Source organism: Pseudoxanthomonas spadix BD-a59, from assembly GCF_000233915.3.
Classification (GTDB): domain Bacteria; phylum Pseudomonadota; class Gammaproteobacteria; order Xanthomonadales; family Xanthomonadaceae; genus Pseudoxanthomonas_A; species Pseudoxanthomonas_A spadix.
On record NC_016147.2, the window covers coordinates 3,240,035 to 3,265,731 of the forward strand.

General features: G+C 69.1%; 24 protein-coding genes. 12 read left to right on the forward strand and 12 right to left on the reverse strand.

Going from position 1 to position 25,697, the window contains the following annotated elements; genetic code table 11:
• Positions 1–12: 12 nt before the first annotated feature.
• From dld to DSC_RS14650, 5 genes are all read right to left on the reverse strand, one after another.
• Complete coding sequence (dld, locus tag DSC_RS14630) at positions 13–1,728, reverse strand: D-lactate dehydrogenase (protein WP_014161978.1); 1,716 nt, start codon at positions 1,726–1,728, stop codon at positions 13–15.
• A 10-nt stretch (positions 1,729–1,738) separates the two neighbouring features.
• Positions 1,739–2,293, reverse strand: a complete 555-nt coding sequence (gene gloA / locus DSC_RS14635; protein ID WP_014161979.1) for a lactoylglutathione lyase — start codon at positions 2,291–2,293, stop codon at positions 1,739–1,741.
• 104 nt (positions 2,294–2,397) lie between these two features.
• Entirely contained in the window at positions 2,398–2,625 is a 228-nt protein-coding gene (locus tag DSC_RS14640; RefSeq protein WP_014161980.1) for a hypothetical protein, read from the reverse strand.
• On the reverse strand, positions 2,603–3,949 hold the full coding sequence (locus DSC_RS14645) for an AmpG family muropeptide MFS transporter (protein WP_014161981.1): 1,347 nt from the start codon (positions 3,947–3,949) through the stop codon (positions 2,603–2,605). The genes DSC_RS14640 and DSC_RS14645 overlap by 23 nt, the downstream gene beginning before the upstream one ends.
• The gene (locus DSC_RS14650; RefSeq protein ID WP_014161982.1) at positions 3,946–4,746 is read right to left on the reverse strand and encodes an exodeoxyribonuclease III; all 801 of its coding nucleotides are present in this window, start codon (positions 4,744–4,746) and stop codon (positions 3,946–3,948) included. Before DSC_RS14650 ends, DSC_RS14645 begins: the two co-directional genes overlap by 4 nt.
• Before the next feature lie 104 nt (positions 4,747–4,850).
• Between DSC_RS14650 and pyrE the strand changes: the two genes are divergently transcribed.
• Entirely contained in the window at positions 4,851–5,510 is a 660-nt protein-coding gene (gene pyrE / locus DSC_RS14655; RefSeq protein ID WP_014161983.1) for an orotate phosphoribosyltransferase, read from the forward strand.
• 41 nt (positions 5,511–5,551) lie between these two features.
• On the forward strand, positions 5,552–6,181 hold the full coding sequence (locus tag DSC_RS14660) for a hypothetical protein (protein WP_014161984.1): 630 nt from the start codon (positions 5,552–5,554) through the stop codon (positions 6,179–6,181).
• Positions 6,182–6,215: 34 nt separating this feature from the next.
• Here the strand turns inward: DSC_RS14660 and DSC_RS14665 are convergent, their stop codons facing one another.
• Genes DSC_RS14665 through coaBC form a run of 3 tightly spaced genes read right to left on the reverse strand, consistent with a single transcriptional unit; the run spans position 6,216 to position 10,242 of the window.
• Positions 6,216–8,552 (reverse strand): phosphomannomutase/phosphoglucomutase, encoded by a 2,337-nt coding sequence (locus DSC_RS14665; RefSeq protein ID WP_014161985.1) that lies wholly within the window; start codon positions 8,550–8,552, stop codon positions 6,216–6,218.
• Positions 8,553–8,572: 20 nt separating this feature from the next.
• The gene (gene dut / locus DSC_RS14670; protein ID WP_014161986.1) at positions 8,573–9,031 is read right to left on the reverse strand and encodes a dUTP diphosphatase; all 459 of its coding nucleotides are present in this window, start codon (positions 9,029–9,031) and stop codon (positions 8,573–8,575) included.
• The gene (gene coaBC / locus DSC_RS14675) at positions 9,028–10,242 is read right to left on the reverse strand and encodes a bifunctional phosphopantothenoylcysteine decarboxylase/phosphopantothenate--cysteine ligase CoaBC (RefSeq protein WP_014161987.1); all 1,215 of its coding nucleotides are present in this window, start codon (positions 10,240–10,242) and stop codon (positions 9,028–9,030) included. Before coaBC ends, dut begins: the two co-directional genes overlap by 4 nt.
• Before the next feature lie 182 nt (positions 10,243–10,424).
• On the opposite strand from coaBC, the gene radC reads away from it, so the two are divergent.
• The 6 genes from radC (at position 10,425) to DSC_RS14705 (ending at position 18,151) form a co-directional block, all read left to right on the forward strand.
• Positions 10,425–11,099, forward strand: a complete 675-nt coding sequence (radC, locus tag DSC_RS14680; protein WP_014161988.1) for a RadC family protein — start codon at positions 10,425–10,427, stop codon at positions 11,097–11,099.
• Between the two features lie 420 nt (positions 11,100–11,519).
• Positions 11,520–13,211, forward strand: coding sequence for an arginine--tRNA ligase (gene argS, locus DSC_RS14685; RefSeq protein WP_014161989.1), 1,692 nt, complete (start codon positions 11,520–11,522; stop codon positions 13,209–13,211).
• 28 nt (positions 13,212–13,239) lie between these two features.
• Positions 13,240–14,049 carry an SPOR domain-containing protein gene (locus DSC_RS14690; protein ID WP_014161990.1) on the forward strand — a complete coding sequence of 270 codons (810 nt, stop codon included), beginning with the start codon at positions 13,240–13,242 and terminating at the stop codon, positions 14,047–14,049.
• Positions 14,046–14,498, forward strand: a complete 453-nt coding sequence (locus tag DSC_RS14695; RefSeq protein WP_014161991.1) for a hypothetical protein — start codon at positions 14,046–14,048, stop codon at positions 14,496–14,498. The genes DSC_RS14690 and DSC_RS14695 overlap by 4 nt, the downstream gene beginning before the upstream one ends.
• Entirely contained in the window at positions 14,495–15,244 is a 750-nt protein-coding gene (locus DSC_RS14700) for an SDR family NAD(P)-dependent oxidoreductase (RefSeq protein ID WP_014161992.1), read from the forward strand. Before DSC_RS14695 ends, DSC_RS14700 begins: the two co-directional genes overlap by 4 nt.
• A 6-nt stretch (positions 15,245–15,250) precedes the next feature.
• On the forward strand, positions 15,251–18,151 hold the full coding sequence (locus DSC_RS14705) for a hypothetical protein (RefSeq protein WP_014161993.1): 2,901 nt from the start codon (positions 15,251–15,253) through the stop codon (positions 18,149–18,151).
• A gap of 106 nt (positions 18,152–18,257) precedes the next feature.
• Here the strand turns inward: DSC_RS14705 and DSC_RS14710 are convergent, their stop codons facing one another.
• The 4 genes from DSC_RS14710 to speA all read right to left on the reverse strand — a co-directional run bounded on the left by DSC_RS14710 (position 18,258) and on the right by speA (position 20,998).
• The gene (locus DSC_RS14710) at positions 18,258–18,449 is read right to left on the reverse strand and encodes a hypothetical protein (protein WP_014161994.1); all 192 of its coding nucleotides are present in this window, start codon (positions 18,447–18,449) and stop codon (positions 18,258–18,260) included.
• Positions 18,450–18,460: 11 nt separating this feature from the next.
• Positions 18,461–18,856, reverse strand: coding sequence for a type II toxin-antitoxin system VapC family toxin (gene vapC, locus DSC_RS14715; RefSeq protein WP_014161995.1), 396 nt, complete (start codon positions 18,854–18,856; stop codon positions 18,461–18,463).
• A complete protein-coding gene (locus DSC_RS14720; protein WP_014161996.1) occupies positions 18,853–19,047 on the reverse strand; it encodes a type II toxin-antitoxin system VapB family antitoxin in 195 nt (64 codons plus the stop codon). Before DSC_RS14720 ends, vapC begins: the two co-directional genes overlap by 4 nt.
• A gap of 61 nt (positions 19,048–19,108) precedes the next feature.
• On the reverse strand, positions 19,109–20,998 hold the full coding sequence (gene speA, locus DSC_RS14725) for an arginine decarboxylase (RefSeq protein ID WP_014161997.1): 1,890 nt from the start codon (positions 20,996–20,998) through the stop codon (positions 19,109–19,111).
• A 271-nt stretch (positions 20,999–21,269) separates the two neighbouring features.
• On the opposite strand from speA, the gene speE reads away from it, so the two are divergent.
• The 4 genes from speE (at position 21,270) to DSC_RS14745 (ending at position 25,644) form a co-directional block, all read left to right on the forward strand.
• On the forward strand, positions 21,270–22,130 hold the full coding sequence (gene speE / locus DSC_RS14730; RefSeq protein ID WP_014161998.1) for a polyamine aminopropyltransferase: 861 nt from the start codon (positions 21,270–21,272) through the stop codon (positions 22,128–22,130).
• 156 nt (positions 22,131–22,286) lie between these two features.
• Complete coding sequence (locus DSC_RS14735) at positions 22,287–23,396, forward strand: glycerophosphodiester phosphodiesterase (protein WP_014161999.1); 1,110 nt, start codon at positions 22,287–22,289, stop codon at positions 23,394–23,396.
• 280 nt (positions 23,397–23,676) lie between these two features.
• Positions 23,677–23,931 (forward strand): ubiquinone biosynthesis accessory factor UbiK, encoded by a 255-nt coding sequence (ubiK, locus tag DSC_RS14740; protein WP_014162000.1) that lies wholly within the window; start codon positions 23,677–23,679, stop codon positions 23,929–23,931.
• Positions 23,932–24,129: 198 nt separating this feature from the next.
• A complete protein-coding gene (locus DSC_RS14745; protein ID WP_014162001.1) occupies positions 24,130–25,644 on the forward strand; it encodes a YifB family Mg chelatase-like AAA ATPase in 1,515 nt (504 codons plus the stop codon).
• Positions 25,645–25,697: the final 53 nt, after the last annotated feature.

Genomic DNA, 25,697 nt, shown 5'->3' on the forward strand with positions numbered 1-25,697 from the left:
GCCCCGGCGGCGTCAGGCCCAGTCACGCAACTTGGAGGTCTTGCCGATGCCGGGATTGAAGGCGTTGTGCGGGTCCAGCTGGCGAAAGAACGCCACCTGCGATTGTGGTGCGTGATACAGGTGGCCGACGTTGTGTTCGGCCGGGTAGCGCGCGCCGCGCGCATCGAGTACCGCCAGCATCTGCTGCTCCAGCGCATGGCAGTCGGTGCCGGCCTTGACGATGTAGTCCTGGTGCAGGACGTGGCAGAAAAAGTGCCCGTAGTAGAGCTTGTGCAGTACCGGCGCATCCAGCTCCGGCGGCAGGCGCTCGAACCAGTCGCGCTCGTTGCGGCGCAAGGCGATATCCAGCGCAACGATGTCCTGGACCTGGGCCGGATGCACGGCGCGATAGCGCACCGCGGCGCCGGCTACGGCAAAGCGCAGCAGGAAGGCCCTGGCGCCCTCGCCCGGGGTGCAGGCAAACCAGTCGCCGCTGGCGCCTGAAAAAAAGCGTTTCAGATAGGCCGCCGCTTCATCGATCCCGGTGCCGGACATCCTCAGCAGCAGGTGGTGTTCATAGCGCTGGCGGAAGTCGCGCATGCGCCTGGGCAGGTGATCGGGGAAGCGTCCGGACAGCCACTGCAACGCGCGGTCGCTGAAGTGTTCGGGGAAAACCCGCAGCCGCTCCAGAAGCGCGTCCAGCCGCGACTTGGCCGCGAAGAAGCTGGGCAGGCGCTGGGTGCCGAGGGTCCGGATGGCGAGGAAGGTGTCCTTGCCGTAGCGATCGCCGATGTCGAAGGCATCGCGGTGCAGGTATTCGCCGGCCACCGGCAAGGACTGGAACCCGGACAGGATGTCGCGGCGGATCCGGGTCAGCTCGTCCGGGTCGTTGCTGCCGATGTAGAAGACCGCGGTCCTGTCGTGGCGGGGGAAGGTATCCAGGCGCACGGCGAACACCGCCAGGTGTCCGGCCGAGCCGGCGGCCTCGTGCAGGCGCCGCGCATCGGCGTTGAACCGCGCCGGCGTGTCGGCCTCGATGTCACGCACGTAGGTGGCGTAGTCGTGGTCCGAGGCGCAGCCGCCGGGGGTGACATCGCGGGCATGGTAGTGGCCACGTTCCAGCCTGGACAGCGCGATTTCCGGGTCATCGCCCAGCACGATGCCCAGGTGGTTGACCAGTTCCAGCGCGCCGTGGGCGTTGACCCGCGCGAACAGCGCCATCTCGGTGTACGCCGGCCCGCGATGGATCAGCGCCCCGCCGGAGTTGTTGCAGATCCCGCCCAGCACCGAGGCGCCCAGGCACGAGGAGCCGATCACCGAATGCGGCTCGCGCCCCAGCGGGGCCAGCAGCCGTTCCAGCTGATGCAAGGTGGCGCCAGGCAGGCACAGCACCTGGCGGCCTTCGTCAAGCAGCTGCACCTGGCGCATGCGCAGGGTATTGATGATCACCACCGGCCGATCGTAGTCGGCGCCATCGGGGGTCGAGCCACCGGTCAAGCCGGTATTGGCCGCCTGCATGATGACGATGACATCGGCCGCCACGCAGGCGACCAGTACCCGCCACTGTTCGACCAGCGAGCCGGGCCGCACCACTGCCAGCACCGGCCCGCCGCCGAAGCGGAATCCAGTGCGGAACCGGCGGGTGGGGCCATCGCCGGTGAGCAGGTGGCGCCGCCCGACCACCCCGCGCAGCGTCTCCAGCAGGGCAGAACGATCGAACGAGACAGACATGCGGCGCGGGACGTCCATGCGGGGCCGATCAGCAAGCCTGATCAGGGGAGGGTTGCCCCAGGTTGGCATTGAGCTCAGGCTGCACGATCTCGATCCAGTAGCCATCCGGATCCTTCACGAAGGCCACGTTCTTCATCTTGCCCTGCTCCGGGCGCTTGACGTATTCCACGCCGTTGTCGTCGAGCCACTTGACCGCCTTGACCAGGTCCGGCACGGCAAAGCAGATATGGCCGAAGCCCTGCGGCTGGGTGTTGCCGTCGTGGTAGGCAAAATCGGCCTGATCCTCGGTGCCCCAATTGTGGGTCAGCTCCAGGATGCCGCGTTGGGAAAAGGTCCAGCCGGTGCGCGCGCCGGTCTCCTCGGGCACCTGGTCGGTGTCGTTGAGCTTGGCCAGGAAGAACAGCGAGAAGCGCATCTCCGGGAAGTCGAGCTTGCGCAGCAGGACCATGCCGAACACGTGGGTATAGAAGCCCAGCGACACCACCGGATCCTTGACCCGCAGCATCGTGTGGTTGAGGACAAAGCCGTCGGTGGCGGCCGGTGGCGGCCTGACGCCGGGGTGCGGTTCGGAGGTGAAGGTCATGGGGGCCTCGTGTGGAAGTACCTGCAGTGCCCTGCGCACGGCAGGGCGACAATCTACCGCAGCCATCCCCAGGGCCGTCAGCGCCACGGACCGCTTCTCCGGGTTCAGAAACTGGCGCCCTGAGGCACCGCGCGCAGCGCGGCGATGGCATCGGCCAACGCGTCCACTTCCGGGTCGCTGAACCCGCCGCGCACCTCGGCTTCCATCGCGAACAGGCCGTGCTCGATCAGCCGCGAAATGGTTTCGTCGATACTCCAGCCGCGCGCCGCCGAGAGCCGCTGGATGCGCTCGGTCAGGATCGAATCGAGATCACGGATGAGCAGGTCGGTCATGGGCGTGGGCTGAACCAGCAGTCCTGGGCACGGGCTCCTTGATACGACGCCACAGCCAGGCGAGCAAGCCCAGGGTCGGCACGACCGTCAGTGCACTCAGGGTAAAAAAGGCGGAATACGAGGTCGCCTCGACCAGGTAGCCCGACACGCCACCGGCGAACTTGCCCGGCAGGTTGGCCAGCGACACCAGCAGGCCGTACTGGGTGGCGGTGAAGTTGCGGTCGGTCAGCGAGGACATGAAGGCCACCAGCACCGTCCCGGCAAACCCCTGGGCGACATTGTCCGCGCTCAGTGCTGCATAGAACGCCCACAGATGGCCGGGATTGTGCGCCATCAGCAGGAAGGCCAGGTTCGACAGCGCCACCGCCAGCGCCGCCACCAGCAACATGCGCCGGAAACCGAATGCGGCAATGGCCAGCCCGCCGCCAAAGGCGCCCAGGATGCTCATCCAGATGCCAAACAGCTTGGACACCGTGGCGATATCGGCCTTGGTGAACCCCGAGTCCAGATAGAACGGCCCGGCCATCACCCCGATCACTTGGTCGGGAAACTTGAACAGCCCCACGAACAGCAGCAGCCCCAAGGCCAGCTTCCAGCCATTGGTGGTGAAAAAACTCACGATCGGCTGCCAGAACGCGCCGAGGAAGTCGATCCGCCGCACCACCGTGGCTTGCGGCCAGACCGGTTCGGGGCTGAGCAGGGTGGTCACGATCGGCACCAGCATCAGCGCTGCCATGCAGAAGTAGGAAACGGTCCAGGATTGGAACTGGGCCAGGTACAGCGCCCCAGCGCCAGCGACGATCAGGGCGATGCGGTAGCCCAGGATGTAGGTCGCGGCCAGCGCGGCCTGCGCGCTTTCCGGGGCGATCTCGATGCGGTAGGCATCGACCACCGAATCCTGGGTCGCACCGGCGAAGGAGCCGACCAGCACCCAGCCGACCAGCCCGGCCACGCCCAGCTCCGGGCGCATGCTGCCCAGCGCGAACAGGCTGACGGTCACCAGCACCTGCGCGGCCAGCAGCCACGAGCGCCGGCGTCCCAGCCACGCCAGCAGCGGCAGCGCCGAGCGGTCGATCAGCGGCGCCCACACGAATTTCAGCAGATAGAAGAAGCTGGCCAGGCTGATCAGGCCGATCTCGCCCAGCTGCAGGCCCACGTCGCGCAGACGCGTGGACAGGGTCTGCGAGGCGATCAGCAGGAACGGCAGCCCGCTGCCGAATCCGAGCAGGGCCATGGTCAGCGCCGAAGGCGTGGCAAAGGCGGCACGGATGCCGCGCCAGCCCCGGTAGGACAGCTTTTCTGCAGATTCGCCCGCCTGGTTCATCCGGCGTAGTCCACGATGAAGGGCGCGTGGTCGGAAAAGCGCCGCTCGCGATGGATCGAACACCCCTGCAGCCGCGCGCGCAGGCCCGGGGTCAGCAACTGATAGTCGATGCGCCAGCCCACATTGTTGGCACGCGCCGCGCCGCGGTTGGACCACCAGGTGTAGTCCTGGCCGGTCGGATGCAGCACGCGGTAGGCGTCGACCCACCCGCGGCCGCTGGCGATGTCCGCCTCGCCAGTCGCATCGGCGCACAGGCCGTTGAGCCAGTCGCGCTCGGCCGGCAGGCAACCGGAGTTGTTCTGGTTGGACTTCCAGTTCCTGATGTCCAGCGCGGTGCGCACGATGTTCCAGTCCCCGCACAGCACGTAATCGCGGCCGCTGGCCAGCCACTGGTCCAGGATCGGCCGCAGCCAGGCCATGGTCTGGAACTTGTAGTCCTGGCGCAGCTGGCCCGACGAGCCGGACGGGATGTACAGCGACACCACGCTCAGGTTGCCGAACCGGGTCTCCAGATAGCGGCCTTCCTCGTCGAATTCCGGCCTGCCCAGCGCGGTGCGAATTTCGTCGGGTTCGACCTTGCTGTAGATCGCCACGCCCGAATAACCCTTTTTGGTGCTGGCGTCACGGAAGTACGCCCTGTAGCCGGCGGGGAGGAAATCCGGGCCGGCCAGCTGGTGCTCCTGGGCCTTGGTTTCCTGCACGCACAGCAGGTCCGCGTCCTGATCGGCGAACCACGAAAAAAATCCCTTGGAGGCGGCCGAGCGCAGGCCGTTGGCGTTGAAACTGATGATGCGCATGGACGAAGAGCGGGTCTTGCAGCCAGACAAGAGGGCAGCATACCGCCAGGGCCGGCCTGCGCCGCCTGTTACCCTGTGCCATCCCACCGGTCCATTGCCTGCCCATGTCCGACTACCGCGCACGTTTCCTGCAGCTGGCCCTGCATGCCCGTGCATTGCGCTTTGGCCAGTTCACGCTCAAGTCCGGGCGCCTGAGTCCCTACTTCTTCAACGCCGGGCGCTTTGACAGCGGCGCGGCGCTGGCCGAGCTGGCCGGCTGCTATGCCGATGCGATCGAGGCGTCGGGCGTGCAGTTCGACCTGTTGTTCGGCCCGGCCTACAAGGGCATCCCGCTGGCCACAGCGATCGGGGTGGAGTTCGCCCGCCGCGGCCGCGACCTGCCGCTGGCCTTCAACCGCAAGGAAGCCAAGGACCATGGCGAAGGCGGCACCCTGATCGGCGCGCCGCTGGACGGGCACCGGGTGCTGATCGTGGACGATGTGATCACCGCCGGCACCGCCATCGGTGAGGCGCTGGGCCTGATCGCCGCCGCCGGCGGCCGCCCGGCCGGGATCGTGGTGGCACTGGACCGCCAGGAAGTGCTGGGCGAAGGCGGCCAGCGCCAGTCGGCGGCCCAGCGCGTTTCCGAGCAGGCCGGCGTGCCGGTGATCGCGGTGGCCAGCCTGGACGACCTGCTTGCATTGGCCGGGGAAAACGCCGAACTTGTCGGCCATCGCGAGCAGTTGCTGGCCTATCGGGCCCGCTACGGCTCGGCCGCGAGGTAACCGACAGCAGGGGGCTGTCCATGGCCAGGTCCGCACTTCATTTGTTGCTGGTTCCGCTCGCCGCCGCGGCCCTGACCGCCGCGGCGCAGGACCCGCCCAAAGCCAAGAAACTCTACTGCTGGAATGACCCCGACAGCGGGCGCACCTGCAGCGATGCGCTGCCGCCTGACCGGGTCAACAGCGCGCGCGACGAATTCAGCGTCAACAGCGGCGCGCGGGTGGGCGCGGTCGATGCGGCAATGACCGCCGAGCAGCGCGCCGATGCAGCCGCAGCCGCCATCCAGGCGCGCGCCGACCAGGCCGCGGCCGACACCCGTAAGCGCACCGAACAGGCCATGCTGCTGTCCTACGCCAGCGAGGACGACCTCAAGCGCGTGTTCACCGAACGCAGCACCCTGGTGGACAACAGCGTGGACACCGCCCGCTACAACGTGGCCAGCATGCGCGCCGCGCTGATCACCAAGCTGCAGCAGGCCGGTGACGCCGAACTGTCCGGCCGCCAGGTCGATGCCAAACTGGCCCAGGACATCGGCCAGCGCCACGCCGAGCTGGTCCGTCAGCAGCGCCTGTTGAACAGCTTCGAGCAGCAACGCGCCCAACTCAGCAGCGAAGTGCAAGACACCCTGCAGCGCTACCGCACCCTGAAGGGCGCCGCGCAGCCGCCCGGTTGAGCCACGGCACCTGCACAGGGCGCCCGCATCGAACTCAGAAGGTGAGCTTCAGTTCCGGCGCCACGGCCTGCAGCTGGCGGCGGAACACATCGCGCACCCGGTCCAATGCGGCCTGGTCGTCGGCCTCGAAGCGCAGCACCAGCACCGGGGTGGTGTTGGATGCGCGCAGCAGACCCCAGCCGTCGTCCCAGTCCGCGCGCAGGCCGTCGATGGTGGAGATGCGCGCGCCATCGAAACGCGCCATCTCGATGAACTGCTCGACGATGGCGTGGGCCAGCCCGCTGGGCACCTCGACCTTGATCTCCGGCGTGGACACGCCATCAGGCAGCGCGTCGAGGACTTCGCTGGGCGTCTGCTCACTGGCGGCCAGGATTTCCAGCAGGCGCGCGGCCGCATAGAGGCCGTCGTCGAAGCCGTACCAGCGTTCCTGGAAGAAGAAATGGCCGCTCATCTCGCCGGCCAGCTCGGCGCCGGTCTGGCGCATCTTGGCCTTGATCAGCGAATGCCCGGTCTGCCACATCAGCGGCGTGCCGCCGTTGCGCAACACCCAGCCCTGCAGCTTGCCGGTGCACTTGACGTCGTAGATCACCATCGCGCCCGGGTTGCGCTCCAGCACGTCGGCGGCGAACAGCATCAGCAGGCGGTCGGGGAAGATGACATGGCCTTCCCTGGTGACCACGCCCAGGCGGTCGCCGTCGCCATCGAAGGCCAGGCCGAGGTCGGCGTCGAAGCGCTTGACCGTCTGCTCCAGGTCCTTGAGGTTGTGCGGGTCGCTGGGGTCGGGATGGTGGTTGGGGAAGGTGCCGTCGATGTCGCAGTACAGCGGGATCACCTCGGCGCCGATGGCCTCCAGCAGCCGTGGACCGATCTCGCCAGCCACGCCGTTGCCGGCATCGACCACCACCTTGAGCGGGCGCGCCAGCTGCACGTCGTCGCAGATGCGCTGGATGTAGTCCCCGGCGACCTCGCGCTGCTGCAGGCTGCCGCGTTCGGCCTCGTGCAGGCGCGACTGGCTGATGCGGGTGTAGAGGTCGGTGATCGCCGCACCGGACAGGGTCTCGCCGCCGATCACGATCTTGAAGCCGTTGTAGTCCGGCGGGTTGTGGCTGCCGGTGACCGCCACGCAGGTGCCGGTGCGCAGGTGGACGGCGGCAAAGTACGCCACCGGTGTGGGCACCATGCCGATGTCGATCACATCGCGCCCGGCCTTGCGCAGGCCTTCGATCAGGCCCGAGGTCATCTCCGGGCCGGACAGGCGGCCGTCGCGGGCCACGACCACTTCGGTCAGGCCCTGCTCGGCCATCACCGAGCCGATCGCCTGGCCGATCAGCTCGGCCACCGGCACGCTCAGGGTCTTGCCGACCACGCCGCGGATGTCGTACGCGCGGAAGATGCCCGGATCGACGCTGACCTCGCGCGCGGCCTGGGCCACCGCGGCGGCTTCGGTGTTGTTCACCGGCGATGCGTCGCCGTCTGCGGCCAGCGGTTGCGCGGCCACGGCGGGCCCGGCGCGCAGCGCCTGGCCCAGGGTCAGGCCGCTGTCTTCGCCTGCGCCGGCGCCCTTGCCGCGCAGGCTGGACAGCTTGAGGCGACCGACCGACAGCAGCGCCAACGACGCGGCCAGGCCCAGCAGCAGCACCGCCACGATCAGGCACGGCCCGCTGCCCAGGCCGATTGGCCCTTCGCTGCCGTCGGGCACGCCCGCCACCACGCGCAGACCGGTGTCACCGACCGGGCGCGAGAGCGCATCGGCGCTGCGCGACAGCGAGGCCTCGCCCACTTCGCGCAAGGTGTAGCCCCCCTGGCGCAGGCCCAGATATGCGCCGGAAACATGCGCCTGGTCGATCGGACCGGTCAGCAGGCGCATCGGCAGGCGCACGTACAGCAGCCGCGACTGCACCGGCACGGCCATGCCCAGGCCGGTTTGCCTGCCGTCGCGGACCGCGCGCACCACCGCGCCTCCGGCAAGCTGCGCCGCCTCGAGCAGGGCCAGCTTGCTGTAGCCAAAGCCGGCCGCATTGGCATAGGCCTGCTGCAGGTCCACCGGCAGCAGCTCCACGTTTTCCACTTCCGGCCAGCCGGTCTTGATCGCCGCGCCCACCGCCGCGGTGTCATCGGCGGCGACCGCGGCCTGCATGGCCGGCGCGGCCACCCGCTGGTCCAGCCTGGCGGTCTGGACCTGGATGTTGTGCAGCACCCCGTCCACCGCGGCATCGCGCGCCCCGATCAGGGCCTGACGGCGGGCGCCTTCCTGGTGCTGCACCCAGCCGCCCCAGGCAAACCAGGCCGCCAACACGACCAGCAATGCGGCCAGCAGCAGGAGCTTGTTCCCCGAATCCTGCTTGCCTGTCCCCATCTTGAATCCGGCCATGCCTGGTCTTGCCCCTGTTTTCAGCGAACGCCGGTGTGGCCGAAGCCCCCTTCGCCACGTGCGCTTGCAATGAAAGTATCCACGATCTTCAACTGAACCCGGGCGATGGGCAACACCACCAGCTGGGCGACCCGGTCGCCGGGCTGGACCACGAACGCCTCGGCGCTGCGGTTCCACAGGCTGATCAGCAGCGGGCCCTGGTAGTCGGCGTCGATCAGGCCGGTGCCATTGCCCAGCACGATGCCGTGGCGATGGCCCAGGCCCGAACGCGGCAGCACCAGCGCGCACAGGTTGGGATCGGCCAGGTGGATGGCGATGCCGCTGGGGACCAGCGACGATTGGCCCGCGCCCAGGGTCAGCGGCGCCTCCAGCGCGGCGCGCAGGTCCAGGCCGGCGGAGGATTCGGTGGCATAGGCCGGCAGCGGCCAGCGGTCGCCGAAGCGCGGATCCAGCAGCTTGACTTGCAGCGGCAGGCTCATGCGCGCAGGCGCTCGCCGATCAGTTCGACCAGCGCCTCGGCCAGCTCGGTCTTGGGCGCGCACGGAAACTCGCGCTGCCCCTCCTTCCAGAAGGCGGTCATGGCGTTGCGGTCGCTTTCGAAACCGCCGTCGGGGATGCCCACGCGGTTGGCCACGATCAGGTCCAGGCGCTTGGCGATGAGCTTGCCGCGGGCGTACTCGGCCACGTTTTCGGTTTCGGCCGCGAAGCCGACCACCAGCTTGAGCGGCTGCTCGGAGGCGGCGACCTCGGCCAGGATGTCCGGCGTACGCACCAGGTCCAGGGCCAGCGATTCGCTGGACTTCTTGATCTTGTTCGGCGCCGGCATCCGCGGGGTGTAGTCGGCCACCGCGGCCGCACCGATGTAGATATCGGCGGGAAAGGCGCCGAACACCGCCGCGCGCATCTGCGCGGCCGAGCGCACGTCCACCCGGGTCACGCCTGGTGGGGTTTCCAGGGTCACCGGACCTGCGACCAGGGTCACCGCCGCGCCGCGGCGCGCGGCGGCCTGGGCCACGGCAAAGCCCATCTTGCCGCTGCTGCGGTTGCCCAGGTAGCGCACCGGATCCAGGTCTTCGTAGGTCGGGCCGGCACTGACCACCACATGCAGCCCGGCCAGCGGACCTTGCACCGGCGCGTCGGCCGGCACGGCGCCGGCCAGCGCGGCGACGATGGCGTCCGGTTGCGAAAGGCGCCCGGGGCCGGATTCGCCCTCGGCCAGCGGCCCGTCTTCCGGGCCGATCACCTGCACGCCGCGGGCGCGCAGGGTGGCCAGGTTGGCCTGGGTCGCCGGGTGCTTCCACATGATGTGGTTCATCGCCGGGCACACGCTGATCGGCGCAGTGGTGGCCAGGGCCAGGGTGGTCACCAGATCGTCGGCCAGGCCGTGCGCCAGGTGGGCCAGCAGGTCGGCGGTGGCCGGGGCGATCAGCACCCGGCTGGCCCAGCGCGCCAGTTCGATATGGCCCATCGCGGCCTCGGCCGCGCTGTCCCACAGGCTGGTGCGCGTGGGCTGGCCGGACAGGGCCTGGAAGCTCAGCGCGGTGACGAACTGCTGCGCACCGGCGGTCATGGCCACCTGCACCTGCGCACCGGCATCGCGCAGGCGACGCACCAGCTCCAGTGACTTGTAGGCGGCGATGCCGCCGCCGACGCAGAGCAGGATGCGTTGTCCTTTCAGGGCCTGGGACACGTCAGATTTTTCCGAACCAGAAGTGGGGCGACAGCTTACCCGACGGGCCGGTGCCGGCTGATATCGCCCAGGCATGAGCAGCGCAAGACTGGCCATGAAGCGCGGCGCGGGCTGACGGCCGGGCTTGACTTGGCTGGCGGAAATTCCGCACCGCGCTCCCTCCTTCTTCCTGGCCTCACCCCATGCATATCCGCGACTGGCCCGCCGACGAACGCCCCCGCGAGAAGCTGCTGGCCCGCGGCGCCGGCGCGCTGTCCGATGCCGAGCTGCTGGCGATCTTCCTCGGCTCGGGCCTGCCCGGACGCGATGCGGTGCAGACCGCGCGCGAGCTGCTGGGCGCCCACGGCCCGCTGCGCGGCCTGCTCGATCGCACGCCCAAGGCAATGGCCCAGCTGCCCGGACTGGGCCCGGCCCGCGCCTGCCAGCTGGCCGCGGCGCTGGAACTGGGCCAGCGCCACCTGGCCGCCGGTCTGGAACGCGGCGAGGCGATGACCGACCCGCACGCGGCCGGCCGCTATTTCGCACTGAAGCTGCGCAGCCAGTCGCGCGAGGTGTTCGCCGCGCTGTTCCTGGACACCCGGCACCGGGCACTGGCCTACGAGGAGCTGTTTTCCGGCAGCGTGGATTCCTCCGAAGTCCACCCGCGCGAGGTGGTGCGCCGCGCCCTGGCGCACAACGCCGCGGCGGTCATCGTAGGCCACAACCACCCCTCCGGCAATCCGGAACCTTCGGCCGCAGACCGCGCCGTGACCGCACGCCTGAAGCAGGCGTTGGCGCTGGTGGAGGTGCGTCTGCTGGATCATTTCGTGATCGCCGACGGGCCGCCGGTGTCGCTGGCCGCGCGCGGCTGGGTGTGAGGGGTCGGGACTCGGGACCCGCGAGAGCCGGGACCCGGGACCCGGGACCCGGAAAGATCAAGAGCAGGAGCTAGCCCCGCCATCGATCTTGGGGCCCTGGCCCTGGCCCTGGCCCTGGCCTTGGCTCTCCGGGTCCCGGGACCCGGAAGGATCAAGAGCAGGAGCTAGCCCCGCCATCGATCTTGGGGTCCTGGCCCCTGGCCCCTGGCCCCTGGCCCCTGGCCCCTGGCCCCTGGCTCTCCCGGGTCCCGGGTCCCGAGTCCCGGGTCCCGGCTCTCGCGGGTCCCGGGTCCCGAGTCCCGGGTCCCGGCTTTCCCGAGTCCCGGCTCTGCCGAGTCCCGGCTCCTGCCCCGCCAGGGCCGCCGCCTGCCCGGGTCGGTTAAAATCCTGCGTTTCCCGGCTCCAGGCAGACCTGTCCACGTGAAATCCGACCTCCGCGCCCTCATCGCCCAGGGCATCGACGCCCTGCGCCAGGCCGGCACCCTGCCGGCCGCGGCCGCCACCCCGGACTTCACCGTCGAGCGTCCCAAGACGCGCGAACACGGCGACTTCGCCACCAATGCGGCGATGCTGCTGGCCAAGCCGGCGCGCAGCAATCCGCGTGCCCTGGCCCAGGCGCTGGTCCAGGCGCTGCCAGCCAGCACCGACATCGCCAGGGTCGAGATCGCAGGCCCGGGCTTCATCAACTTTCATCTGGCCAATGCCGCCTACCAGCGCGAGGTGGTCACCGCGCTCACCCAGGGCGCCAGTTACGGCCGCAACGCCTCCGGCGCCGGCCGGACCGTGGGTGTGGAATACGTGTCGGCCAACCCGACCGGGCCGCTGCACGTGGGCCATGGACGGGCGGCGGTGATCGGCGACTGCCTGGTGCGGGTGCTGGCGGCCAATGGCTGGAACACCCGCCGCGAGTTCTATTACAACGACGCCGGCGTGCAGATCGAGAACCTGGCCCGCTCCACCTTTGCCCGCCTGCACGGCCTCAAGCCCGGCGACGCGCAGTGGCCGCAGACCGCCTACAACGGCGACTACATCATCGAGGTGGCCGACGCCTACCGGCGCGGCGAGTGCGTGGAGGTCGAAGGCCACACCGTCACCGCGGCCGGGGACATCGAGGACCTGGACGCGATCCGCCGGTTCTCGGTGGCCTATCTGCGCCGCGAACAGAACGCCGACCTGGCCGCGTTCGGGGTGGGATTCGACGTCTATTTCCTGGAAAGCTCGCTGTATGCCAGCGGCAAGGTCGCCGAGACCGTCGAGCTGCTGATCAGGTCCGGCCACACCTACGAGCAGGACGGCGCGCTGTGGCTGAAGTCCACCGACTACGGCGACGACAAGGACCGGGTGATGCGCAAGTCCGACGGCACCTACACCTACTTCGTCCCGGACGTGGCCTACCACCTGTCCAAGTGGCAGCGCGGCTACCAGCGCGCGATCACCGAGCTGGGGGCGGACCATCACGGCTCGCTGGCGCGGGTGCGCGCCGGCCTGCAGGCACTGGATGTCGGCATCCCCAAGGGCTGGCCCGAGTACGTGTTGCACCAGATGGTCACGGTGATGCGCGGCGGCGAGGAAGTGAAGCTCTCCAAGCGCGCCGGCAGCTACCTGACCCTGCGCGAGCTGATCGAGGAAGCCGGCGCCGATGCCACGCGCTGGTTCCTGATCGCGCGCAAGCCCGATTCGCAGCTGACCTTCGACATCGACCTGGCCCGCGAGCAGAGCAAGGACAACCCGGTCTTCTACGTGCAGTACGCCCATGCGCGCGTGTGCAGCCTGCTGCGCCGGGTCACCGAGAAGGGCTTTGCGGCCTATGACCAGGCCGCCGGCATCGCTGCGCTGCCGACCCTGACCGATGAGGCCTCACTGACCTTGATGGTGGAGCTGTCGCGCTATCCGGAAGTGGTCGAGGCGGCCGGCCTGGCGCTGGAGCCCCACGCCATCGCCCAATACCTGCGCGAACTGGCCTATGCTTTCCAGGCTTGGTACGACGGCGAACCGATCCTCATCGAGGATGCCGATGCGCGCAACGCGCGCCTGGCGCTGGCGATGGCCGTGCGCCAGGTCCTGGCCAACGCACTTGACCTGCTGGGCATTGGCGCGCCCGAGCGCATGTAACGACGACTTCGACGAGATCAGTAGACAGATGCCGGCACGACGCGGGAAATCACAGGCCAGGCGCACGACCAGCAACGGCACGCCCGGCTGGGTGTGGCTGATCGCAGGCCTGGTGCTGGGCGCGGCGGCGTTCTTCATCGTGCCGGACCTGATGAAGAAGGACGGCGACAACTTCCTGCGGCCCAGGCCCAACCCCGATGCGCGCCCCGCGCCGGTGGCCAGCGATGACGACGACGCACCGGCCGCCGGCGACGCGTCGACACCGGCCACCCCTGCGGCCACGGCCCGCGAGCCCGCGCCGGAAAAACCGACCCAGTACGACTTCTACACGCTGCTGCCAGGCCGCGAAGTGCAGATGTCCGATGCCGAGCTGGCCGCCAGCGCGCGCGCCGAGCAAGCGCGCAAGGCCAGGGAAGCCGCCGCCGCGCAGGCCGAGGCCGCCAGGGATGCGGCCGCCAATCCGGCCGCCAATCCCGATGCCGCCGCCCTGGCCGGCCAGCAGCCCACCGCGCTGGACGAGATGACCAAGACCCCGTCGGCCACGCCTGCGCCGACCAGCGTGGCGGCCGCGGCCGCTTCCAATGCCGTGGCCAGCGCCGCCGGTGACGTGAACTACCTCCTGCAGGCCGGCAGCTTCAGCGCCTCCGGCGACGCCGAGGCGGTCAAGGCCAGGATTGCGATGCTGGGGCTGAGCGCCCGGGTCGAGTCCGGCGATTCGGGCGGCAAGACCGTCTATCGCGTGCGCATGGGCCCCTATCGCACCGCCGGCGAGCTGGCCGAGGCCAAGCAGAAGCTCGCCAGCGGCGGCCTGCCCGCCATGGCGATCAAGGCGCGGTGATCGGTCCGGCAAGCCCGCGGCAGCGCCTGATCCTGGCGGCGGCGGTGGCGTTCGTGCTGGATTTTGCGCCGGGATTGCTCGCCGCACGCCTGCTGCCGGCGCGACTGCAGGCCTTCACCGCGCACGGCAACGGCTTCATCCAGCCGGCGACCTGCGTGGTGCTGGCGATCAGCCTGTTGCTGGGCGGCTGGATCGGCGGCCGACGCTTCCTGCCGATCGGCGTGGCGCTGGTGTTGTTGCTGCAGCTGATGGCGCTGGCGCTGCTGGTGCAGATCGCCCACGGCGCCATGCCGCAGCGCCCCCTGTCCGTGACCGCCGCCTCGGTGGTGGCCGGCAATGTGCCGGGCCTGGGCCTGCAGCTGCTGGCTGCCGCGCTCGGCGCCCTGGCCGGTGCCGCCGTGCACCGGCGCCGTCCCCTTCCCCCGCTGCCCATCCAGGAGTCCCCATGAGCAAGACCGCCCTGATCACCGGTGCCACCTCCGGTTTCGGCGCCGCCGCCGTGCGCAGGTTCGCCGCCGCCGGCTGGAAAGTCATCGCCACCGGCCGCCGCGCCGAGCGCCTGGCGCCGTTCGTTGACGAGTTCGGCAGCGAGGCGGTCCACACCGCCGCCTTCGACATCCGCGACGGCGATGCGCTGAACGCGGCCATCGATGCGCTGCCGGCCGACTTCGCCGGGATCGACCTGCTGGTCAACAACGCCGGCCTGGCCCTGGGCACCGCCCCGGCCCAGCAGGCCGACCTGGCCCAGTGGCAGCAGATGATCGACACCAACATCACCGCGCTGGTCACCCTGACCCGCCGCGTGCTGCCCACGTTGATTGCGCGCAAGGGCGCGGTGATCAACATCAGCTCGGTGGCGGCCACCTATCCCTACACCGGCGGCAACGTGTACGGCGGCACCAAGGCGTTCGTCAAGCAGTTCTCGCTGGGCCTGCGCAGCGACCTGCACGGCACCGGCGTGCGGGTGACCTCGATCGAACCGGGCATGGCGCAAACCGAGTTCACCCTGGTGCGCACCGGCGGCAACCAGGCGGCATCGGATGCGCTCTACGGCGACGCCCACCCGATGACCAGCGAAGACATCGCCGAGCAGATCTTCTACGTGGCCACCCTGCCGGCGCACCTGAACATCAATCGGCTGGAGATCATGCCGGTGACCCAGTCCTTTGCCGGGTTCCAGGTCGCGCGCGGCTGACGCGCCATGCAGGTGCTCCGCTACAGCGGGCTGCTGCCCGGGAAATTCCAGGCCAAGTACGACAAGGTCGTGCAGGCGATCGAGCGCAACGATTTCCGCAGCGTGGACCTGAAGAAGCTCGCGCCCACGCCCTATTACCGCGCCCGGCTGGACGATGCCAGCCGGCTGCTGCTGCAGTTCGTGCGCCACGGCGACCGCACCGCGTGCCTGGCCCTGGAGATCGTGCCCCATCATGCCTATGAGAAGTCGCGCTTCCTGCGCGGCGCGCACGTGGACCCCTCGCGAATCGAGGATGCCACCCCCGAGCAGGTGGCACGGACCGCCGAGCCGGTGCGCTACCTGCACCCGGGGCGGGGCGAGTTCCACCTGCTGGACAAGCCGATCTCCTTCGACGATGCACAGGAGGCGGTCTACTGGATGCCGCCGCCGCTGATCCTGGTTGGCTCGGCCGGGTCCGGCAAGACCGCGCTGACCCTGGAGAAGCTGCGCCAGTGCAGCGGCGAGGTGCTGTACATCACCCAGTCGCCATGGCTGGCGCAGAACGCCCGCGCGCTCTACGACGCGCACGGCTACCAGAACGACGACCAGCAGGTCCAGTTCCTGTCCTATCGCGAATTCCTGGAAACCCTGCGGGTCCCGGCCGGGCGGGAGGTGACCTTTGCCGATTTCCGCGCATGGTTTGAACGGCACCGCCAGCAATACCGCTTCACCGACGCGCACCCGTGCTTCGAGGAGTTCCGCGGCGTGATCGGCAGCCAGCCCGAAGGGGTGCTCGACCGCGACGCCTATCTGGCCCTGGGACCGCGCCAGTCGATCTTCGAACCCGACCAGCGCCAGGCCATCCATGCGCTGTTCGACAAGTACCGGCAGTGGCTGGCCGACAGCGGCCTGTACGACAGCAACCTGGTCGCCCATGCCTGGCAGCCCCTGGCCCAGCCGCAATACGACTTCGTGGTGGTCGACGAGGTCCAGGACCTGACCAATGCCCAGCTGGCCCTGGTCCTGGCCACGCTGCGCAGCGCCGGACAGTTCCTGCTGTGCGGCGATTCCAACCAGATCGTGCATCCGAACTTCTTTTCGTGGGCCGCGGTCAAGAGCCTGTTCTGGCGCAGCCCCGAGCTGGCCGAGCGCCAGCGCCTGTCGGTGCTGAGCGTCAACTATCGCAACACCCGGGCCATCACCGCCGCGGCCAATGCCCTGCTCAAGATCAAGCACGCCCGCTTCGGCTCCATCGACCGCGAAAGCAACCACCTGGTGCGCGCGGCCAGCGACAGCGATGGCCAAGTGCGCCTGCTGCCCGACCAGGAGGCGGTCAATCGCGACCTGGACGCGCGCACACGCGGCTCCACCCAGTTCGCCGTGCTGGTGTTGCGCGACGAGGACAAGGCCCAGGCGCGCACCGTGTTCCACACCCCGCTGGTGTTCTCGGTGCACGAGGCCAAGGGGCTGGAATATCCCAACATCATCCTCTACCGATTCGTCTCCGGGCAGCGCCGGGCCTACGCCGAGATCTGCGAAGGCGTCAGCGCGCAGGACCTGGCGCGCGAGGATCTGGACTACCGCCGCGCCAAGGACAAGCAGGACCGCTCGCTGGAGTTGTGGAAGTTCTACGTCAATGCGCTGTACGTGGCGATGACCCGGGCGGTGGAGCGCCTGTACCTGGTCGAAAGCGATCTGACCCATCCGCTGCTGCAACTGCTTGGCATCCACCAGCGCAACGACAAGCTCGAGGTGCCCGCAAGCCAGTCCAGTCGTGAGGATTGGGAGCGCGAAGCACACCGGCTGGCCTTGCAGGGCAAGCAAGAGCAGGCCGATGCGATCCGCCAGTCGGTGCTCAAGACCCGCACCGTCCCCTGGCCGGTGTGGGACGCGGCGCTGCTGCAGGCCAGCATCGAGCGCGCCTACGATCCGCGCGAGGTGTCCAACAAGCCGCGCCAGCTGCTGGCGGACATGGCGCTGTGGCACTTCCTGGATGGCCACCTGGTGGCCCTGCACACCGAACTGGCGTGGCCGGGCATGCGCGGGCTGCTGCTGGAAGATCCCTTCCACGCGCTGCACTTCGACCATGCGCGCCTGAAGCAGGCCCGCGCGAACCTGGCCGCACGCCATACCTCCGGCTACGAGAAGAAGAACGTCAAGCCGATCCTGCAGCACTGCGACCAGTACGGCGTCGACCACCTCACCGTGACCGGGGCCACGCCGCTGATGCTGGCGGCCGAGGCCGGCAACGTGGCGCTGGTGGACACCTTGCTGGACCGCGGCGCCGACCTGGAGCTGCGCGATCCGTTCGGCCACACCGCGCAATCCTTCGCCCTGGCCCGCGCCGCACGCGATGCCGACTACGCCGGCGGCGCGTTCGGCGAAATCTGGCAGCGCGTGGCCGCCCCCATGCTCGATGTGGAAGTGGACGGCCGGCTGCTGCGGCTGTATCGGCAGCAGGGGGAATACCTGCTGCTGCAGCTGATGCTGACCGGCCTGAAGACGCTGGGCTCGCTGCTCTACAACTTGCCCAAACACGATGTGCGCCGCCTGCATGGGTTTGACGCGGCCTATCTGATGCGCAACATCGAGCACTTCCCCGATGCGGTGTGGCCCGCGCAGCGCCGCAAGCGCACCTACTTCAACGCGGTGCTGGCCCGGGCCGAGGTCGACAGCGCCTACCAGCCGGCGCGCAGGCTGTGGCTGCGCACCCGCAACGGCCACTACCTGCCCAATCCCGCGCTGCGCCTGCGGGTACGCGGCAGCGACGGCCAGCAGTCCTGGCAGCCGGTGTACGAAGTACTGCAACTGCCCATCATCGAACGTGGCAATGGCCGGCTCGCCTGGCAGCCCGGCCCGACCTACCGGCGGCTGATGCGCGACACCGGACTCGACCTCCAGGACGGTCCGCCTGCAATCCCGGACTGATCGGCAGACCTTTGCGGCAGTGGCCGATCAGGCTGTCACATCCGCGCGCGGCCGGAACGTGACCGATGCACCCTCCACTTCGCCACACCGCTGCCGCGACCTGCGATCAGGCGCGCCCGGTCAACGGCGGCCCTGCTGCCTGCGCAGCCAGCAAGCGCCCGCGCAGGGCCAGGAACGGCCGCTCCAGCGCGTGATGCAGCACCGACGCCGCCAACAGCGAGGCGGCGCCATAACGGCCCGGGCTGTGCGACGCCTTGGCGCGCCAACGGAAGGATTTGGCGGGTAACGTACCTCCCATCCGGTCAGGCCTCATTCGAACGTTGACTTCAAGCCCAGGTGCGCGACGAAGGGAGCGAAATCCCGATCGCTGTGCAACAGCGTCAGATCATCCATGATGCAGCGCGTGGCGATGATGCAATCGACGGTCTTGCGAACGGTGATTCCCTTTTCGCGCAATACGCGGAAGTTGCGAGCCGCCTGGATGGCGACGCCATGGCCGCCCAGTGACACCAGGTCCAGACGATCGAGCAGCCGCAGGACTTCGTTGAAATCCCTTTCGGTGCCGGTGCCCTGCAGCACTTCGGTCAGGATCAGATCGCCCACGGCCAGCGGTTCCACGCCGAGCAGGCCGTGCAGCCGGTCAGTCTGTCTGGTCTCCACCCCGCGCAGGTAATCGATCCATACGCTGGAGTCGACCAGGATCACTTGTCGGTCCTCATCCTTTCCAGGTCGCCCTGCCAGTCGATCTTGCCACGCAGGGTCTTGATCTGCTGCTGCCGCCTCAGTTGGAGCAGGGTCCGCAGGCCAAGCTCCACCGCCTCGCGCTTGGTCTTGAGCCCAGTTGCCTCAAGCGCTTCGCGCATGAGGTCATCATCGATGACGATATTGGTACGCATGTGTATGCTCACAAGAGTTCATACACATCGTATGCGCGGGCGGATCACCAAGCAACCCCCCTTACCCCAGTGGCTCGTCGCTCAGGTAGGTGTAACCGGTCAGGCCGGCTTCCAGCGCCGCGGACAGTTCCTGCGCGCGTTCGGGCGACAGGTTGGCCTCGGCCACGCGCCGGGCATAGGCCGCGCGCAGGTCGGCCAGCGCGTAGCCCACGTAGTCCAGCATCACATCGGTGGTGTCGCCGCGGCGCTGCTGGGTGATGCGGGTCGAACCGCCTTCGCAGCGCACTTCCACCGCGTCGGTATCACCGAACAGGTTGTGGATGTCGCCGAGGATTTCCTGGTAGGCGCCGACCAGGAAGAAACCGATCCGGTAGCGCTCGCCGGCGTTGAGCGCGTGCAGCGGCAACGAGCTGTCCAGGCTCTCGTTCTCGACGTAGGTCTTGACCATGCCGTCCGAGTCGCAGGTCATGTCGCAGATGATGCCGCGCCGCTGCGGACGCTCGTCGAGGCGCTCGATCGGCACGATCGGAAACACCTGGTCGATCGCCCACACGTCCGGGATCGACTCGAACACGCTGAAGTTGACGAAGTACTTGTCCACCAGCCGGTCGTTTAGCTCGTCCAGGATCGGGCGGTGGCTCTTTTCCTCATGGCTCAGGCGCGCACGCACGCCGTGGGCGATGGCGTAGAACAGGTCGTCGATGCGCGCCCTTGCGGTGAGGTCGATCTGGCCCAGCGCGTAGGCGCTCAAGCCTTCGGCGTGGAAATGCTGGGCTTCCTGGAACAATTCCACCGCCGGGCGCTCGTCCAGCTCCTCATGAATCTGGCGCAGGTGGCGCACCGCGGCCGGCTCGTCCTGGTGTGCGTCGGGCACGCGTCCCTCGGGCGCCTGCTCCACTTCGGCCACGTTGGCGATCAGCACCGCGTGGTGGGCGGTCATGGCCCGGCCGCACTCGGTGACGATGCGCGGCGGACGCAAACCATGCTGGGCGCAGGCATCGGCCAGCGGCTGGACGATGTTGCCGGCGTAGGCGTTGAGCCCGTAATTGATCGAGAAGTAGCTGCGCGAGCGGGTGCCTTCGTAGTCGATGCCCAGGCCGCCGCCGACATCGACATGGCTGATCTTCGCGCCCAGGCGCGAGAGCTCGACGAAGTAGCGCACCGCCTCGCGCATGCCGTTGGCGATGTCGCGCACGTTGGAGATCTGCGAGCCCATGTGGAAATGCAGCAGGCTCAAGGCATCGGCGAATTCGGTATCGCGCAGCGCCTTCCACAGGTCCAGCACCTGGCGCGGGGACAGGCCGAACTTGGCCTTGTCGCCGCCGCTGTTCTGCCACTTGCCCGCGCCCAGCGAAGCCAGGCGCATGCGCACGCCCAGACCGGGTTTGACCTCCAGCGCGCGGGCTTCTTCCAGCACCAGCTTCAGCTCGGAGGGTTTTTCGATGACGATGAAGGTCTCAAGCCCCAGCTTGCGGCCGATCAACGCCAGGCGGATGTATTCGCGGTCCTTGTAGCCGTTGCAGACGATCAATCCGCCCGGGCGCGACAGCGCCAGCACCGCCATCAGCTCCGGCTTGCTGCCCGCTTCCAGGCCGAACCCCTCGCCGTGATGGCTGGCCAGGGTGCCGGCCACCCCGCGGTGCTGGTTGACCTTGATCGGATACACGGCCGTATAGCCGCCGGCGTAGTCCCAGTCGGCCTGCGCCTGGGCGAAGGCGGCCTGCAACTTGCCCAGGCGCTGGCCCAGGATGTCCGGAAAGCGCACCAGCATCGGCAGCCGGGCGCCGTTGGCGCGCGCGGCATCGACCACCTCGGGCAACGCCACCACCGGCCCGCCCTGGCCCTGCGGGCGCACGATGATGCGCCCGGCCGCGTCCACGTCGAAGTACCCGTCGGCCCAGTGCGGGATCGAGTAGGTCTTGCGTGCCTGGTCGATGGACCACTCGCTCATCGGGATCAAGCCCTGTCTATAGGGAAAATGGCCGCGGATTGTAACTTCCGGGAGAGATGGGCTTGGTTACAATGCGCGCCCCGTCGAGCCCCCCTCCTGTCGGGAGAGGGGTTGGAATGGGGGACGAGGCGAAGCTGCGATGTCGCTTCAACAGCCTGGCAGCTGCGCCCGAACCCTCGTCCGCCCCCGCCGGGGCATCCCCGCTTCCGCCGGGACAGGCGCTTCTCCCAAGGGGAGAAGGGTCAACACCCGCCCACTCAGGAACACGCCCATGACCGCCACCGACGCCTGGTTCATCGAACACTTCCAGCCCACCGGCTCGGCCATCGGCTTCCGCCTGAAGGGCAAGCTGGATCAGGTGCAATCGCCGTTCCAGAAGATCGAGATCTATGACAGCACCGACTGGGGCAAGCTGATGGTGATCGACGGGGCGATGATGCTGACCAGCCGCGACAACTTCTTCTATCACGAGATGATCAGTCATCCGGTGCTGTTCACCCACCCCGACCCCAGGCGGGTGGTGATCATCGGCGGCGGCGACTGCGGCACGCTGCGCGAGGTGCTCAAGCACCCGGGCGTTGAAAGCGCCACCCAGTGCGACATCGACGAGCAGGTCACGCGCATGGCCGAGAAGTATTTCCCGGAACTGTGCCAATCCAACGACGATGCGCGCGCCGAGCTGCTGTTCGACGACGGCCTGGCCTACATGGCCAACTGCCCGGCCGGGAGCGTGGATGTGGTGATCGTCGATTCGACCGATCCGGTCGGCCCGGCCGAAGGCCTGTTCAACAAGGCGTTCTTCGAAAGCTGCTTCAGGGCGCTCAAGCCCGACGGCCTGCTGGTGCAGCAGTCCGAATCGCCGCTGGCCCTGCTGGAGCTGATCCGCGACATGCGCGCGGAAATGGGCAAGGCCGGCTTCAAGGCGTTCAAGACCCTGCCGTTCCCGCAGCCGTGCTATCCGACCGGCTGGTGGAGCGTGACCATCGCCGCCAAGGACGCCGCTGCCGATTTCGCCTTCCGCCAGGCAGATGCGCTCGCCAAGGGCTTTGACACCCTGTACTACACCGCACCGCTGCACACCGGGCTGCTGGTGTCGCCGCCGTTCGTGGCCAGGGCACTGGGCGAAACCTGACCTGCGCCTGCCTGAACCAGGCCGCGCCGCGCTTGTGCAGGTTGCATCGCCCAGCGCCACCCCGGCGATGTCATGGCCTTGCCACCGCCATGGGCCAGGCTGCAAGGTCATCACCGCCATCCATCGACCGATGGCGCTGGCCTTGGGGAGACCTGCATGATCCGTTCGACCTTGTTCCTGGCCGCCTGCATGGGCGCGTTGTTTTCTTCCACCACCTCGGCCCAGGCGCTGGCTCCGCTGCCGGCCGACAGGGCGCTGGTGATCGGCCATCGCGGCGCCAGCGCCCTGCGGCCCGAGCACACCCTGGCCTCCTATGCCAAGGCGATCGCCGACGGCGCCGATTTCATCGAACCGGACCTGGTCCCGACCAGGGACGGCGTGCTGATTTCGCGCCACGAGAACGAGATCGGCGGCACCACCGATGTGGCCGCGCATCCGCAATTCGCCTCGCGCAAGGCCACCCGGACCATCGACGGACAGACGATCACCGGCTGGTTCAGCGAAGACTTCACCCTGGCCGAGCTGAAGACCCTGCGCGCCCGCGAGCGGTTGCCGCAGTTGCGTGGCACCGCCTTCGACGGCCAATTCCAGATCGTGACCCTGGAGGAGATCATCGACTTCACCGCCGCCGAAGCGGCCGCGCGCGGCCGGGTGATCGGCCTCATCCCCGAGATCAAGCATCCGAGCTACTTCCAGCAGCGCGGCCAGGCGATGGAGGCCAAGGTGCTGGCCACGCTGCAGGCCCACGCCTACACGCGCAGCGCGCCGGTGGTGATCCAGTCCTTCGAAATCTCCAACCTCAGGCAGCTGCATGCACTGCTGGACAGCGGCCATCGCAACATCCAGCTGCTGCAACTGATCGGCGCGCCGGACGAAAGCCCCGGCGATGTGCTGGCCGCCGGCGGCACCCTGACCTACGCGGACATGCTGACGCCGGCCGGCCTGGGTGAGGTGGCGAGCTACGCGCAGATCCTGGGGCCCAACCTGCGCAGCATCATTGCCCTGGATGCGCAGCAGCACCTGGGCACGCCTTCGTCCCTGGTCGGCGATGCCCATGCCGCCGGCCTGAAGGTCATGCCCTACACCTTCCGTCCGGAGAACTATTTCCTGCCCGGCGACAAGCGCCAGGGCGAGGCGCCGACCACCCGCCACGAGGCCGGCAGCATCGCCGAGATGCGCGCCTTCCTGGATGCCGGCATCGATGGCTTGTTCACCGACGACCCGGCGCTGGGCCGGGCCGCGGTGGATGGCTGGCACGCGCCCTGAGGCCCGGGCGCGCTGTCAGCACCGGCTGGGGGGCAGACGGCAGGCACGCATGTCGCGGTCGGAGCGGTGCGGCTGCAAGAGGCCGGTCGCAGGACCTGAAAGCCCAGGCGCATGCGCCGGCCGCAGCCATTGCCCGCGGCCGGCCCGATCCTGTCCAATGAAGTCCGACCTGCACATCTGGGGCACATCGGAGTTTTCCGATGCGCCGGTGCGGCACTGGCCGATGGCCGCGCCCCGACCCTGCGTGCGAGCCTGGCCTTCAGCAACCGGAGAACTGCCCATGATCGACCTGAACCCCATCGACGAGCTGGCGCGCCGGCTCAGTGAGCTGGTCCCGCCGGGGCTGCGCGAATCGCGCGAGGACCTGCAGCGCACCTTCAAGGGCGCGCTGCAGTCGGGCCTGTCGCGGCTGGACCTGGTGACCCGCGAGGAATTCGAGGTCCAGCGCGCGGTGCTGCTGCGCACCCGCGAGAAGCTCGAGGCGCTGGAACGCGAGCTGGCCGCGCTGGAATCGCGCATCACCCCGCGCAGCTAGCAGCCTGTCGGGCTTTGGTGGTCGAGGCGAGAATTCGGCTGTGCGAGGTCAGATTTTCGACGGTTCGCCGGCCCATCGTGGTGCTATGGGCCAAGAAGCGGCGGAAAGATGGACCGCACAGGCGGATTCGCAGCCCGGCCGACCAAAGTCCGACAGACTGCTAGCTTCTGCCTCCCGACGGCGGACAAGGAGCGTCCCATGAGTCTTGCCCTGGTGCACAGCCGTGCGCGCGCCGGCGTGCATGCCCCGGGTGTCCAGGTGGAAGTGCACCTGTCCGGCGGCCTGCCCGCGACCCAGATCGTCGGCCTGCCCGAAGCGGCGGTGCGAGAGAGCCGCGACCGCGTGCGCGCGGCCATCCTGTGCGCGCAGTTCGAGTTCCCCGCCCGCCGCATCACCGTCAACCTGGCCCCGGCCGACCTGCCCAAGGACGGCGGGCGCTTCGACTTGCCGATCGCCCTGGGCATCCTGGCGGCCAGCGGCCAGATCGACCGGCAGGTGCTGGCCGAATGGGAATTCCTGGGCGAACTGGGCCTGACCGGCGAGCTGCGCCCGGTCGACGGGGTGCTGCCGGCGGTGCTGGCCGCCGCACGCCACGACCGCCGACTGGTGGTGCCGCTGGCCAACGGTGGCGAAGCGGCCCTGGTGCGCGACGGCGGTGCCTGCACCGCACGCACCTTGCTGGAGGTCTGCGCGATGCTCTCCGGCAGCAGGCCGGCCACGCCGGCACAGGCCAGCGACGCGGCCGAGGCGCCGATGCCCGACCTGGCCGACGTGCGTGGCCAGCTGCATGCACGCCGCGCGCTGGAAGTGGCCGCGGCCGGCGGCCACCATCTGCTGTTCGTCGGAAGTCCCGGCTGCGGCAAGACCCTGCTGGCTTCGCGCCTGCCCGGCATCCTGCCGCTGGCCAGCGAAGCCGAGGCCTTGGAAAGCGCCGCCGTCGCCTCGGTCAGCGGACGCGGCCTGGACCCGAGCCGCTGGCGCCAGCGGCCATTCCGCGCGCCGCATCACACCGCCAGCGCGGTGGCCCTGGTCGGTGGCGGTTCGCAGCCACGGCCCGGCGAGATTTCGCTGGCGCACAACGGGGTGCTGTTCCTCGATGAACTGACCGAATGGGACCGTCGCGCGCTGGAGGTTTTGCGCGAGCCGCTGGAGTCGGGCACGGTGGTCGTGTCGCGCGCGGCGCGCAGCTCGGAATTCCCGGCGCGCTTCCAGCTGGTGGCGGCGATGAATCCCTGCCCGTGCGGCTGGGCCGGCGATGCCAGCGGGCGCTGCCACTGCAGCGCGCAGGCGGTGGCGCGCTACCGCAACCGGATTTCCGGGCCGCTGCTGGACCGGATCGACCTGCAGGTCGAGGTCCCGCGGGTGCCGCCGCAGGACCTGCGTGGCGATGCGCCGGCAGGTGAACCCAGCGCCGTGGTGCGCGCGCGGGTGGAAGCGGCGCGCCAGCGCCAGCTGGCACGCAGCGGCCTGCTCAACGCCCGGTTGGGCCACGCCCAGACCTTTGCCTGCTGTCGGCTGTCCGCCCAGGACCAGGCGCTGCTGGAACGGGCAATCGACAAGCTGCAAATGTCGGCGCGGGCCATGCAACGCACGCTGCGGGTGGCGCGCACGATCGCCGACCTGGCCGGCGCCGCGGACATTGCCACCGTGCATCTGAGCGAAGCGCTGGGCTACCGGCGCATGGAACCGGGCAGCACCGCCCACGCCGCCTGAGCGGCGAGGGCCGCGCCGCCGGCGGGTGGATCGCGCCGCCGGCAGGCAACCGG